This is a genomic window from Streptomyces sp. NBC_01551 (assembly GCF_026339935.1).
Classification (GTDB): Bacteria; Actinomycetota; Actinomycetes; order Streptomycetales; family Streptomycetaceae; genus Streptomyces.
The window spans coordinates 3,728,926-3,741,933 of sequence record NZ_JAPEPX010000001.1; the positions used below are offsets into that span (position 1 = coordinate 3,728,926).

The following is a 13,008-nucleotide window of genomic DNA, read 5'->3' on the forward strand; positions in this document are numbered from 1 at the left end:
GACCTCGGGCGGGTTTGACCTCGGGCGGGTCTGACCTCGGGCGGGCCTGCCCCCGGGCGGGCCTGCCCCCCGCCGGGCCTGCCCCCGGGCCGGTCTGAGGCCGGGAGCGCTGCGCGGGGTCGGCCCCGCCCCTTTCCGGAACCGGGAGCTCCGTCCCCGGACCCCCGGTCCTCAAAAACGCCGGACGGGCCGGGAGTGCCGCCGCGCGGCACCGTCCAGCCCGTCCGGCGCTTGAAGAGGCCCCGCGCGGCGGCGACCCGGCTTACTCCGTCACGTCGTGGTCGTGGCCCTCGCGCAGGCCGCCGCCGTTGTTCGCGGAGCCGTCGGTCGGCGCCGACGCGACCGGCCGGCTCAGCGGGGCCAGGTCGTACGCGTAGTGGCCCACCGCGTTCGCGATGACGTCGACGTTGATGTCGAGCGCCTTCTGGTTGATGTTGGTGATGTCGTCACCCTCGCCGTGGTAGTTCACGTCGTAGGCGACACCCGCCTGACCGCCGAACTTCACCGCCTGCGCCGCCGTCTTGATCCCCTCGGCGCCCGTGTCCGTACCACCGGACGGGATGCCCGCCTCGATGAACGGGCCGTAGTCCGAGCGGCCCGTGAAGTCCGAGCCCTCGTGCGGGATCTTCTGCGTGTCGAGGAAGTCGGTGATGCCCTTCTCCAGCTGGGCCGAGCCCTCCGGGCCGGGGCCCGCGCCGACGTGGTCGGAGTCGTCGCCGTCGTAGACGAAGTACGCGGCGTTCGGCGAGGCGATCATGTCGAAGTTCAGGTAGAGCTTGATCTGCTTCTTCTGCGCGTCCGTCAGCCCGCCGACGTACGCCTCGGAGCCGAGCAGGCCGAACTCCTCCGCCGACCACCAGGCGAACTTGACCTTGTTCTTGACCTTCTTCTGCTCGCTCGCGAGGCGCTGCGCGACCTGGAGGATGCCGGCCGAGCCGGAGCCGTTGTCGTTGATGCCCGGGCCCGCCGCGACCGAGTCGAGGTGCGCGCCGAGGAACACGGTGTTGTTCTCGTCGCCGCCCTTCGTCTCGGCGATCACGTTGAACGTCTTGCGGTTCTCGCGGAACTCGCGGATGTCCAGGGTGACCTCGACCGGGCCGGCCGCGGCCTCGGCGGCGAGCTTCTCGCCGTCGGCCTGGGAGACGCCGCCGGTCGGGACCTTGCCCGCGTTCGGGTCGCCCAGGGTGCCGTTGAGGGAGCCCTCGGTGTTGTTGTAGATGACGGCGCCGACCGCGCCGGCCGCCGCCGCGTTCTGCTGCTTCACCGCGAAGGTGCAGCCGCCGCGCTTGACCAGCGCGATCTTGCCGGTGAAGGCGCCGGCCGCGAAGTCGCCGGGCTCGCAGCCGTTCGTGCCGTCGGCGTCGACCGGGGCGACGGCGACCTGCGCCGTCACGCCGTCCTCCGGGCCGCTGGCCGTGTACGTCATCAGCTTGACCGGGACGTCCCGGCCGGCCGAGCCGTTCACCGTCAGCTTCTCGGCGACCGTCTCCACGTAGACGAAGTCGAACTCGTTGCGCGTGACGTTGTAGCCGGCCGCCTTCATCACGGCCTCGACGTACTGCGCGGACTGCACGTGGCCCTTCGAACCGGCCACGCGGGTGCCGTTGTTGTACTCCGCGATGGACTGGAAGACCTTCAGGTGGTTGTTGGCGCCCTTGCCGGTCGCCTCCTTGACCAGCTTCCTGGCGAGGGCGTCGCCCTTGGCTGCGTCACTTTGAGGACTGGTGGCACCGGCGGGCCCGGCGAGCAGCAGCGGGGACGCGAGGGCCACGGCCGCCAGGGCGGCAGTCGCTGCGGCTATACGGCGAGAGGGCATGAAGGTCCTTTCACGGCAGATGCATGCATACATGCGGACATGCGAAAGAAACGTGCGCACTGCGTGGGGGAGTGGTGGAGGCACGTTAAACAGCAACTCGCCACTCTGGCCAGAGTTTTCACTGTTTCCGGTTCGTGAATACCGGATATCGGTGAATTCGGCCGTTTGAATCAGGCCATGCCCCGGCTAGCGGAGGATGCCCTCTATGAAGTCGGAGCCGACCCGGGCGACCAGGGTCAGATCCAACTGATGCTGGACATAACGACCTTGGCGCCAGGTGTGCAGCAGTCCGGCCTTCTTCAGGACGGCCAGGTGCCGCGACACCTCCGGCGCGGATATCCCGTGCACGGTGGCGAGCTCGCTGGTCGTGTACGGGGCGCGGGCCAGGCTCCGGCACAGCATCATCCGCATCGGATGGGCCAGTGCCTCCATCCGCCGGACCAGGGTGTCGACGGAGGCGGGCTCGGCGCCGAGTTCCGGGGAGTTCAGCGGATAGTGGACCACCGGCCGCCAGCCGGGGGCGTGCAGCACGAGCAGGTGCGGCCAGCCGAAATGGGTCGGTACGAAGACCAGCCCGGCCCCGATCCGGGGATCGGTCGCGACCGCGGACCCGTTGACCATCTTGTCGACGGTGATCAGGGTCCGGGCCTCGTCCACGCTCAGCGCGGAGGAGACCTCCTTGAGGGCGGCGGGCAGCCCCTTACGGCGCAGCACCTCGGCCTTGTGACGGGCGTCGGCGGCCTGCTGGGGCCCGATGCGCTTCCAGGTCTCGGCGAAGAAGGCCTCGTCGCAGTCCTCCAGGAGCCGGCGCATCCAGACGCGGACGGCGGCGGTGTCGTCCAGCAGCCGCAGCGAGAACGCGAGCTGGCGGGGGCCGCGGGCGGCGGCGGTGTCCAGCGCCTTGGCGCGGGCCTCGGGGTGCTTGAGGGGGGAGGGGCCGCCGCCCTCGTTGTAGAGCGCGAGCCAGCAGTGCTCCAGGGCGGCCATCACGAACCGCTCGTCATCCATCCGGTCGAGTACGTCGAGCTCCTCGGCCAGGGTCCGGGCGGGCAGCCCGGATCCGCCGGGGACGCCGGCGAAGGCCATGAAGATGTCGGAGAAGGAGCTCCGCCACATGAAGTCGCCCTCCATCAGCCGGTCCGCGAGGCCGGGGTCGAGCGCGGCGGCGGTGGCGGAGGTCCAGGAGGCGAGGCCGGGGTGGTGGGCGGGCTGCGAGAGCGCGTGCAGCGCCATGCAGAGCTCCGAGAGCGGGGAGGGCGCGAAGCGGATCCGCTCGACGGGGAGCCCGGCGATGTCGATGGTGACGCTCATCGCCCCATTCTGCCGTCGCGCCGGCCGCGCGTCCCTCCCCGACCCCCTCGGTTCCGCCGCCCGTGTCTCACCCGGTTCCCCCTGGCGGCGGCGCCGCAGCCGGGTTCCCTGGGGCTCCGCTCCAGACCCCGCGCCTCAAACGCCGGCGAGGCTGGGATCGCCCCGGCCCTGGGCAGGGCTGCGCCCTGGGGAGGCGCGGCTGCCGGCGCGGGCAGGGGGTGCCTCCGTAAGGGAAATATCGCTGGTCAGGCGAGGGAAAGCCGTTCGATTGACGGGGGTTGTCAATTGTCGGGGCCGGGCGTCGCGGCGGGGTGAGGGTGGGGGCATGACCGCGATCGAGCAGTACCTCATCGACACCTACCGCGCCTCCCAGCACGCCTCCCCCATGCCCCCGCTCCCCGGCGAGAAGGACGTCGCGACCCTCCGCGCGGCCCGCGCGTACGTCCAGTTCCAGGCCGTCCTCGACGAGCGGCCCGCCCGCCACCCGTGGCTCGCCGCCTTCCGGCGGGCTCTGCGGCGCCCGCGCGCCTGCTGAGCTACAGCCGGGCCAGGAAGTCGGCCGCCGCCCCCGCCACGTCCGCCGGCGTCCACGCGAGGCCCGGCGCCGTGACCTCCAGTTCCGTCATCGCCAGCCCGGGAGGGCCCTCCCGGTGCCAGCGGCGGAACAGGACCGTGCCCGTCTCCTGCGCCTGCCGCAGCCCCGCCTCCGTCAGGACGTCCGCCTCGTACGGGAGCCAGACCTGGAACTGGTGCGTGTGCGGAACCTCCGGGTTGATCCGGAACCACGGGACCCCGGCCGACGCGAACGCCGAGCGCAGCGCTTCGGCGACGACCCCCGCCTGCGCCACGTACGACGGGAGCCTCGGCAGCTCCCGCTCCAGCCCGGCCAGCCCCGACAGCGCCTGCGGGAACTGCCGGAAGACCTGGCCCCCGTACCGGTGCCGCCAGACCCTCGCCTCCGCGATCAGCGACGACGGCCCGGCCAGGCACGCCCCGCTGATGCCGCCCAGCGACTTGTACAGCGACACGTAGACCGAATCCGCCAGCCCCGCGATCTCCGGCAGGGACCGCCCGAACCGGACCGTGGACTCCCACAGCCGCGCCCCGTCGAAGTGGATCACCGCGTCCCGGTCCCGGCCGGCCGCGACCAGCTCCTCCAGCTCCTCCCACGTCGGCAGCAGGAACCCCGCGTCCCGCAGCGGCAGCTCCAGCATCAGCGTCCCGAACGGCTCCGCCAGCTCCGCGACCTCCGCCGGCGTCGGCTGCCGCGGCTCACCCGTCACGTGCACCGTCCGCAGGCCGGATACCAGCGACACCGCGCCGCCCTCCCACCGCTCCGGGTGGCTCATCGGGTGCAGCGCCACCACCGGGTTCCCCGTCCGGCCCGCCCAGCACCGCAGCGCGACCTGCTGCGCCATCGTCCCCGAAGGGAAGAACGCCGCGTCCTCCATCCCCAGCAGCTGCGCGACCCGCGCCTCCAGCCGGGTCACCACCCCGTCCCCGTAAAGATCGGCGGGCTCACCCGCGGCGTCGGCGCCGGCCGCCGCCAGCTCCGCCAGCAGCTCCCCGACGGTCGGCTCCAGCAGGCTCCGGGACAACACCCGATCGGCTCCCCGCCACGCCGCCACCAGCCGCTTCTTGTGCTCCAGGTCATCCGTCACGCCCCGAATCATCGCCGACCGGCCACGGCACCCAGGGGCTAGCATGGCGGCGTATCGTCCGGTACCCCCCGCGGACTGGAACGGAAGGCACTCCCCGCGTGAACTCATCCCAGCAACCGCGACCCGCCCGGCTCACCGTCGGCGTCGTAGGGGCCGGCCGGGTCGGCCCCGCGCTGGCCCGCGCCCTGCAGCAGGCCGGGCACCGGCCCGTCGCCGTGTCGGGCGTCTCCGACGCGTCCCGCCGGCGCGCCGCCGAGCTGCTGCCCGACGTACCGCTCGTACCGCCCGCGCAGGTCCTGGAGCACGCGGACCTCGTCCTGCTCACCGTCCCCGACGACGCGCTGCCCGCGCTCGCCGAGGGCCTCGCCGAGACCGGCGCGATCCGGCCGGGACAGCTCCTCGTCCACACCTCCGGGCGCTACGGGACCGCCGTCCTCGACCCCGCCCGCCGCGCGGGCGCGCTCCCGCTGGCCCTGCACCCCGCGATGACCTTCACCGGGACGCTGGTCGACGTCCAGCGCCTGGCCGGCTGCTCCTTCGGCGTGACCGCCCCCGACGAGCTGCGGCTCGCCGCCGAGGCCCTGGTCATCGAGATGGGCGGGGAGCCCGAGTGGATCGCGGAGGAGAACCGTCCGCTCTATCACGCGGCCCTCGCCCTCGGCGCGAACCACCTCGTCACCCTGGTCGCCCAGTCGATGGAGCTGCTCCACAAGGCCGGTGTCGAGCACCCCGACCGGATGCTTGGCCCGCTGCTGGGCGCCGCCCTCGACAACGCGCTGCGCTCCGGCGACGGCGCCCTGACCGGCCCGGTGGCCCGCGGTGACGCCGGCACGGTCGCCGCGCACGTCTCGGAGCTGCGCAGGCACGCTCCCGCCGCCGTCGCCGGGTACCTGGCCATGGCCCGCACCACCGCCGACCGCGCCCTCGCGCGCGGCCTGCTCAAGCCCGAACTCGCCGAGGACCTGCTCGGCGTACTCGCCGACGGCGCGACCGGCGCCGAGCCCGGCCGCCCGGCCGACGACGCGACCGGCCCGGACGACGACGCGTTCGGCGCCGAAGGGAGCACCGACCGATGACGACCGCCGAGCTGCTGCTCAACACCGCCGAGGAGCTCCGGGAGCTCCCCCGCGCAGGCCGCCGCGCCGTCGTCATGACCATGGGCGCCCTCCACGAGGGCCACGCCACCCTCGTGCGCGCCGCCCGTGAGCTGGTGGGCCGCGAGGGCCAGGTCGTCGTCACCGTCTTCGTCAACCCCCTCCAGTTCGGGGCGAACGAGGACCTCGACCGCTACCCCCGCACTCTCGACGCGGACCTCCGCCTCGCCGCGGAGGCCGGCGCCGACGCCGTGTTCGCGCCGGCCGTAGACGAGGTCTACCCCGGCGGCGACCCGCAGGTGCGGCTCTCCGCGGGCCCCATGGGCACCCGCCTCGAAGGCGCCACCCGCCCCGGCCACTTCGACGGCATGCTGACCGTCGTCGCCAAGCTGCTCCACCTCACCGCCCCCGACCTGGCCCTCTTCGGCCAGAAGGACGCGCAGCAACTCGCGCTGATCCGGCGGATGGTGACCGACCTGAACTTCCCCGCCGAGGTGGTCGGCGTACCGACCGTCCGCGAGGAGGACGGCCTCGCGCTGTCCTCCCGCAACCGCTACCTCTCCGCCGCGGAGCGCCGCACCGCCCTCGCCCTGTCCCGCGCCCTCTTCGCGGGCCGCGACCGCCTCGCCGCCCAGGCCGCGCTGGTCGCCCGCGCCGAGGCCGCCCCGGCCAGCGACGAGCGGGCCACCGCCCTGGCCCGGCTCGGCGAGATCCGCGCCTCCGCCGACGCGCACGCCGTGTCGGCCGCCGGCGCCGGACTGCCCGGATGCGGCCTGCCGGACGCCGTACGGGCCGCCGCCCGGCACGTCCTGGAGGAGGCGGGCCGCTACGAGCCGCCCCTCGAACTGGACTACCTCGCGCTGGTCGACCCCCAGGACTTCACCGACGCCGGCCCCGGCTTCACCGGGCAGGCAGTGCTGGCCGTCGCCGCGAAAGTCGGCACGACCCGGCTGATCGACAACATCCCATTGGAGTTCGGAGCACACACGTGAGCACCCCAGGCACCGGCACCGGCACAGGCGCCCCCGGCACCGGCATACGGCTGCACGCCCCCGCCCCCGGCTGGGCCGTCGACGCCGACGTCGTGGTCGTCGGCTCGGGCGTCGCGGGCCTGACCGCCGCCCTGCGCTGCGCCGCCGCGGGCCGCCGTACCGTCGTGGTCACCAAGGCCCGGCTCGACGACGGCTCCACCCGTTGGGCCCAGGGCGGCATCGCCGCGGCCCTCGGCGACGGCGACACCCCCGAGCAGCACGAGGGCGACACCCTCGTCGCGGGCGCGGGCCTGTGCGACGAAGCGGCCGTCCGGCTGCTGGTCACCGAGGGCCCGGACGCGGTGCGCCGCCTCATCGCCACCGGCGCGGTCTTCGACACCTCCGCCGAGACCGGCGAGATAGAGCTGACCCGCGAGGGCGGCCACCACCGCCGCCGGATCGCGCACGCGGGCGGCGACGCGACCGGCGCCGAGATCTCCCGCGCCCTCGTCGAGGCCGTCCACGCCGCCGGTATCGAGACCGTCGAGAACGCGCTGGTCCTGGACCTCCTGCAGGACGCCGAGGGCCGTACGGCGGGCGTCACCCTGCACGTCATGGGCGAGGGCCAGCACGACGGCGTCGGGGCCGTCCACGCGCCCGCCGTGATCCTCGCGACCGGCGGCATGGGCCAGGTCTTCTCCGCCACCACCAACCCCTCGGTGTCCACGGGCGACGGCGTGGCCCTCGCGCTGCGCGCCGGCGCGGAGGTCTCCGACCTCGAATTCGTCCAGTTCCACCCGACGGTGCTCTTCCTCGGCCCCGACGCCGAGGGCCAGCAGCCCCTGGTGTCCGAGGCGGTCCGCGGCGAAGGCGCGTACCTCGTCGACGCCGACGGCGTCCGCTTCATGGTGGGCCAGCACGAACTCGCCGAGCTGGCGCCCCGCGACATCGTCGCCAAGGGCATCACGCGCCGCATGCAGGAGCAGGGCGCGCAGCACATGTACCTGGACGCCCGGCACTTCGGCGCCCAGATGTGGGAGCAGCGCTTCCCCACCATCCTGGCCGCCTGCCGCTCCCACGGCATCGACCCGGTCACCGAGCCCATCCCGGTCGCGCCCGCCGCGCACTACGCCTCCGGCGGCGTACGGACCGACCTGCACGGCCGCACCACCGTCCCCGGCCTGTACGCGTGCGGCGAGGTCGCCTGCACCGGCGTGCACGGCGCGAACCGGCTCGCCTCCAACTCCCTGCTGGAGGGCCTGGTCTTCGCCGAGCGGATCGCCGACGACATCACGGCGACCGCGCCCGTCGGCAGCGGCCCGGGCATCCCGGTGCCCGCCACCGGCCCGCTCCAGCCCGCCGAGGCGCGCTACGAGATCCAGCGCATCATGACGGACGGCGCTGGCGTGCTGCGCTCCGCCGCGTCCCTGCGCACGGCGGCCGAGGCCCTCGAAGGCCTCTACGCGACGGCCCTCACCGAACTGGAATCCCGGGGCAAGACCGCGGTGCCCGGCACCGAGACCTGGGAGGCCACGAACCTGCTGTGCGTGGCCCGCGTCCTGGTCGCCGCCGCCCAGCGGCGCGCGGAGACCCGCGGCTGCCACTGGCGCGAGGACCATCCCGACCGGGACGACGCCGAATGGCGCCGCCACCTCGTCGTCAGGCTGTCCGCCACCGAGAGGCGGGCCCTGGTCGTCACCCCCACCGACACCGCGGACCTTCCGTCCGTACAGCACCCCCTGAGCCAGGAGCAGTCATCGTGAGCACCCCCGAATCGCACGAGCACGAGCACGAGCACGCCGAGCTTCCCCTCCTCGACGGGGCCGAGGCCGGCTGCGGCGACGACTGCGCCTGCGGCGACGGCGAGGAGAGCGGCCTCGACCCGGCGCTGGCCCAGCTCCTCGCGGACGCGGGCCTGGACCCGATCGAGGTCGAGGACATCGCCCACATGGCGCTCTCCGAGGACCTCGACGGCGGCGTCGACGTGACCACCGTGGCCACCGTTGCGGAGGAGGCCGAGGCAGTCGCCGACTTCGTCGCCCGCGAGGACGGCGTCGTGGCCGGTCTGCGCATCGCCGAGGCGGTGTTCTCCGTGGTCTGCACGGAGGCGTTCGAGGTGGAGCGGCACGCGGAGGACGGCGACGCCGTCAAGGCCGGCGAGGTGCTCCTCTCGGTCCGCGCCCGCACCCGCGACCTGCTCACCGCCGAGCGCAGCGCGCTGAACATCCTGTGCCGCCTGTCCGGCATCGCGACGGCCACCCGCCGCTGGTCCGACGTCCTGCAGGGGACGAAGGCCAGGGTCCGTGACACCCGCAAGACCACGCCCGGGCTGCGCGCGCTGGAGAAGTACGCGGTGCGCTGCGGCGGCGGCGTCAACCACCGCATGTCGCTCTCGGACGCCGCCCTGGTCAAGGACAACCACGTGGTCGCCGCGGGCGGGGTCGCGCAGGCCTTCACCGCCGTGCGCGAGGCCTTCCCGGACGTCCCGATCGAGGTCGAGGTCGACACGATGCACCAGGTCCGCGAGGTCCTGGACGCCGGCGCCGACCTGATCCTGCTCGACAACTTCACCGTCCCGGAGACCGAGGAGGCGGTCGCGCTGGTCCGCGGGCGCGCGGTGCTGGAGTCCTCGGGCCGGCTGACCCTGGAGACCGCCCGCGCGTACGCGGAGACGGGCGTCGACTACCTCGCGGTGGGCGGGCTCACCCACTCCTCCCCGATCCTGGACATCGGCCTCGATCTGCGCGAGGCGGTGTAACCCGTGCTCCTCACCATCGACGTAGGCAACACCCACACGGTCCTGGGCCTGTTCGACGGTGACGAGATCGTCGAGCACTGGCGCGTCTCGACCGACCCGCGCAGGACGGCCGACGAGATGGCCGTCCTGATGCAGGGCCTGATGGGCATGCACCCGATGCTCGGCAACGAGCTGGGCGACGGCATCCACGGCATCGCGATCTGCGCGACGGTGCCGTCGGTCCTGCACGAGCTGCGCGAGGTCACCCGCCGCTACTACGGCGACGTCCCCGCGGTGCTCGTGGAGCCCGGCATCAAGACGGGCGTGCCGATCCTCATGGACAACCCCAAGGAGGTCGGCGCGGACCGCATCATCAACGCGGTCGCCGCCGTCGAGCTCTACGGCGGCCCCGCGATCGTCGTCGACTTCGGCACGGCGACCACCTTCGACGCGGTCTCCGCCAAGGGCGAGTACGTGGGCGGGGTGATCTCCCCGGGCATCGAGATCTCGATGGAGGCACTCGGTGTACGGGGCGCGCAGCTGCGCAAGATCGAGCTGGCGCGGCCGCGCAACGTGATCGGCAAGTCCACGGTCGAGGCGATGCAGTCCGGCGTGGTCTACGGTTTCGCCGGCCAGGTCGACGGGATCGTGACCCGCATGGCCAAGGAGCTGGCCGGCGCGCACGGCGACCCGGACGACGTCCGCGTCATCGCGACGGGCGGCCTCGCGCCGATCGTCCTCGGCGAGGCCTCGGTCATCGACGACCACGAGCCCTGGCTGACGCTGATCGGCCTGCGGCTGGTCTACGAGCGCAACGCGCCCAACTTCGAATGACCGACGGCCGCCGGCCCCGGCCCCCGCGGGGCCGGGGCCGGTCCGTCACACGGGCGGCCGCCCGGGGGTGGGCGTCGGCGCGGGAGTGGGCAGCGGCGGACCGGGGTTGGGCGGCTGCTCCGGGTAGCCCGGGTTGCGGTGCTTGTCCATGGTCACCTTGTCCCAGGTGAGCCCGTAGACGCCCAGCGGCGGGAACAGCTCGACCCGCACCGGGTAGCCCTGCTCCGCGCAGGAACAGCACAGCAGGTCGCGCCGGGCGCCGCGGGTGACCGTCCGGGCGGCCTGTACGGGCTCTCGCCAACAGGCCTCGCAGGTCACGACGTCCGTCACGGTGGTCTCGAACTCGGCTGTGATCACTCGCTCGACCTCACTTCGACCGGGGTGCTCGGGGTGTGTTCACGGTGTTCGTGGCGTTCGGGGTGTTCGGGGTGAATCCGGCAGCCCGGTACTGGTCTTGTCGATCTCCACCCACACGGTCTCGGCGCCGCCGCTGATCCGCTCGTGGCCGTACCGGGCCCCCGCGGCCAGGGCGCTGAGCAGCGCCGCGTGCGCCGGCGGAGCCAGTTCGCCGGGGAGGTCCGCCTCGATCCGGATGCGGTCGCACGTCGCCTCGGTGCGTGTCTCGGCGCCGCCGAGGACCGTGCTGAGCAGGGCGGCGAGCGCCGCTGCTTGTGTCTCGGCGGAACACACGGGTCCCCCTCAGGGCGAGCTCAGGGCGAGCGGTCGGTCACCCGTCGTAATGCTGAGCAATCAGCTTTAACCTGATGGGTTAGCTTTGTCAACGTCGGCCAACGCAGGACGGACGTGTACAGGACGGCCCAAATGCCCCGTGAATCCCCGTACTTGCAGGTGTTCGAGTCGATCCGGGCCCGCGTCGAAGCGGGGGAGTGGGCGGTCGGCGACAAACTCCCGTCCCGGGCGCGCTTCGCCCGCGAGTACGCCGTCGGACAGAGCGTCACCCAGCGCGCCATGGAGCGGCTGATCATCGAGGGCTTCCTCGAAGGACGCGCCGGTTCCGGCACCTACGTCCGCACCCCGCGCCGCCGGATGCGCATGCTCCGCACCCGCCGCGGTGAAGCGCGCGCCGGCAGCCCCTTCCGCGGCGAGACCACCGCGCACGGCCTCGCCGGGACCTGGGACTCCAAGACCGACGCCCGGGTGCCCGCGCCCGAGCGGATCGCCGCCCGCCTCGCCATCGCCCCCGGCGACCCCTGCGTCATGACGCGGTACGAGTTCATGGCCGACGGCAGCCCCGTCGAACTCTCCGAGTCCTGGGAGCCGTTGGCCATCACCGACGGCACCCCGATCGTCCTCCCGGAGGTCGGCGACCTGCGCGGCGCGGGGGTCATCGCCCGCATGCGGTCCATCGGCGTCACCGTCGCGGACGTGCTGGAGGTCCCGCGCCCGTCGCGCGCCACCCAGGTTCAGGCCAACCTGCTCGGCATCAGTGTCGGTGACCTGATCACGGAGATCGAGCGCACCTACTTCGACGCCGACGGGCGCCCCGTGGAGACCGCCGACCTCGTGGTCCCCGACGCCCGTTACGAGATCGCGTACCGCTTCCCGGTCGTATAAGCGCAGCGGGAAGTACACGAATTTCCGCGGAAATGGCCGGATCGGGCCCGCCCGGGGGTTACCGTCGCCCACGGAAGTACCGCGACCTGCGTCCACGGCGCCACGAGCGCCCGCGACCGGAGGAGACACCATGACCGCTGAGACCGACTGGCAGAAGTCCTCGTTCTGCGGCGAGGGGGACGCCTGCGTGTACGTCTCCGCCACCCCCGGCTCCCTCGTCAGGGTCGCCGACCGGGTCGACCCGGCGCACCTCGTCATGGCCACCACGCAGGCCGCCTGGGCCGATTTCCTGCGGGCGGTCAAAGAGACGGGCTAGACAGCTGCGGAACCCGGCGTTCCGCCGCGCCGTACGCGCCCGCCTTCAGGGGATTTTGTCCGATTAGCGCGTATCTTCGGCCCATGCCCACGCCCTACGGATCCCGCGGCGGCATGGCGTTCAGCGCCGCCGAGCTGCACGTGCTCAGGCGTTCGCTCGCCCACGCCCTCCAGTCCTCCACGGCCCCCCTGACGGCCGCCGAGGTGTCGGACTGCCTGCGCCTGGCGCAGTCGGTGGACGAGGCGGTCCGGGAGGCGGGGCGGCTCAGAGCGTTCCTCCTCGCCGACCTGGCCCGCTATCGGGGCGCCCTGCCCGGCAGCCTCTCCGGCTACCTGGAGCTGCTCCAGGACGCCCTGGCCGCCGGCTACGAACCGGTGCCCGACGATCTCGCCGCCCTGCGGGCGCTGCGCGCCAACCCGGTCGCCGCCGCGCTGCTGGAGCGGGCCCAGGTCGTCGCGGAGCGCTCCGTACGCCGCAGGCTCTCCACGACGCCGCCGCCGCGGACCCGGCTGCTGGCGCTCGCGGGCGGCAAGGAGGATCCCGCGCAGCCGGAACCGAAGCCCGAACCGCGGCCGAAGGACCCGGCGCACCCCGAGCGGCCCTCGGAGCGGCCCATCCCGACGCCCGGCGAGGTGTTCCCGCCACGCCGGAAGCCGACCCCGCCCCCGGGGTCCGGGCGCGCGGCCGTATAGC

14 protein-coding genes are annotated in these 13,008 nt (G+C 73.6%); 9 read left to right on the forward strand and 5 right to left on the reverse strand.

All coding sequences use genetic code 11. The features are described 5' to 3' along the window. Window positions 1-262: 262 nt before the first annotated feature. Window positions 263-1,816, reverse strand: coding sequence for a M28 family metallopeptidase (locus OG982_RS16760; protein WP_266948808.1), 1,554 nt, complete (start codon window positions 1,814-1,816; stop codon window positions 263-265). Between the two features lie 186 nt (window positions 1,817-2,002). Continuing rightward, on the reverse strand, window positions 2,003-3,127 hold the full coding sequence (locus tag OG982_RS16765; protein WP_266785984.1) for a DUF5937 family protein: 1,125 nt from the start codon (window positions 3,125-3,127) through the stop codon (window positions 2,003-2,005). Window positions 3,128-3,452: 325 nt separating this feature from the next. Here OG982_RS16765 and OG982_RS16770 point away from each other — a divergent pair, with 325 nt between their 5' ends. After that, a complete protein-coding gene (locus OG982_RS16770) occupies window positions 3,453-3,662 on the forward strand; it encodes a hypothetical protein (protein ID WP_266785982.1) in 210 nt (69 codons plus the stop codon). Window position 3,663: 1 nt separating this feature from the next. Here the strand turns inward: OG982_RS16770 and OG982_RS16775 are convergent, their stop codons facing one another. Next, window positions 3,664-4,800 carry a low specificity L-threonine aldolase gene (locus OG982_RS16775; protein ID WP_266785980.1) on the reverse strand — a complete coding sequence of 379 codons (1,137 nt, stop codon included), beginning with the start codon at window positions 4,798-4,800 and terminating at the stop codon, window positions 3,664-3,666. A gap of 86 nt (window positions 4,801-4,886) precedes the next feature. On the opposite strand from OG982_RS16775, the gene OG982_RS16780 reads away from it, so the two are divergent. From OG982_RS16780 to OG982_RS16800, 5 genes are read left to right on the forward strand one after another with little or no spacing between them, the layout of a single operon-like run. After that, on the forward strand, window positions 4,887-5,864 hold the full coding sequence (locus OG982_RS16780; RefSeq protein WP_266948809.1) for a Rossmann-like and DUF2520 domain-containing protein: 978 nt from the start codon (window positions 4,887-4,889) through the stop codon (window positions 5,862-5,864). Next, entirely contained in the window at window positions 5,861-6,874 is a 1,014-nt protein-coding gene (gene panC / locus OG982_RS16785; RefSeq protein ID WP_266785976.1) for a pantoate--beta-alanine ligase, read from the forward strand. Before OG982_RS16780 ends, panC begins: the two co-directional genes overlap by 4 nt. Continuing rightward, the gene (locus OG982_RS16790) at window positions 6,871-8,616 is read left to right on the forward strand and encodes an L-aspartate oxidase (protein WP_266785974.1); all 1,746 of its coding nucleotides are present in this window, start codon (window positions 6,871-6,873) and stop codon (window positions 8,614-8,616) included. The genes panC and OG982_RS16790 overlap by 4 nt, the downstream gene beginning before the upstream one ends. Further along, window positions 8,613-9,611, forward strand: coding sequence for a carboxylating nicotinate-nucleotide diphosphorylase (gene nadC, locus OG982_RS16795; protein ID WP_266785972.1), 999 nt, complete (start codon window positions 8,613-8,615; stop codon window positions 9,609-9,611). The genes OG982_RS16790 and nadC overlap by 4 nt, the downstream gene beginning before the upstream one ends. Before the next feature lie 3 nt (window positions 9,612-9,614). Continuing rightward, window positions 9,615-10,424, forward strand: coding sequence for a type III pantothenate kinase (locus OG982_RS16800; RefSeq protein WP_266785970.1), 810 nt, complete (start codon window positions 9,615-9,617; stop codon window positions 10,422-10,424). Window positions 10,425-10,469: 45 nt separating this feature from the next. On the opposite strand, the gene OG982_RS16805 is transcribed toward OG982_RS16800, so the two are convergent. Next, complete coding sequence (locus tag OG982_RS16805) at window positions 10,470-10,781, reverse strand: hypothetical protein (RefSeq protein ID WP_266785968.1); 312 nt, start codon at window positions 10,779-10,781, stop codon at window positions 10,470-10,472. 39 nt (window positions 10,782-10,820) lie between these two features. Continuing rightward, window positions 10,821-11,114 (reverse strand): hypothetical protein, encoded by a 294-nt coding sequence (locus OG982_RS16810; RefSeq protein ID WP_266785966.1) that lies wholly within the window; start codon window positions 11,112-11,114, stop codon window positions 10,821-10,823. A gap of 132 nt (window positions 11,115-11,246) precedes the next feature. On the opposite strand from OG982_RS16810, the gene OG982_RS16815 reads away from it, so the two are divergent. The 3 genes from OG982_RS16815 to OG982_RS16825 all read left to right on the forward strand — a co-directional run bounded on the left by OG982_RS16815 (window position 11,247) and on the right by OG982_RS16825 (window position 13,007). Next, window positions 11,247-11,999, forward strand: a complete 753-nt coding sequence (locus OG982_RS16815; protein ID WP_266785964.1) for a GntR family transcriptional regulator — start codon at window positions 11,247-11,249, stop codon at window positions 11,997-11,999. Window positions 12,000-12,129: 130 nt separating this feature from the next. Continuing rightward, window positions 12,130-12,315 (forward strand): DUF397 domain-containing protein, encoded by a 186-nt coding sequence (locus tag OG982_RS16820; RefSeq protein ID WP_266785962.1) that lies wholly within the window; start codon window positions 12,130-12,132, stop codon window positions 12,313-12,315. 83 nt (window positions 12,316-12,398) lie between these two features. After that, window positions 12,399-13,007, forward strand: coding sequence for a hypothetical protein (locus OG982_RS16825; RefSeq protein WP_266785960.1), 609 nt, complete (start codon window positions 12,399-12,401; stop codon window positions 13,005-13,007). Window position 13,008 lies beyond the last annotated feature (1 nt).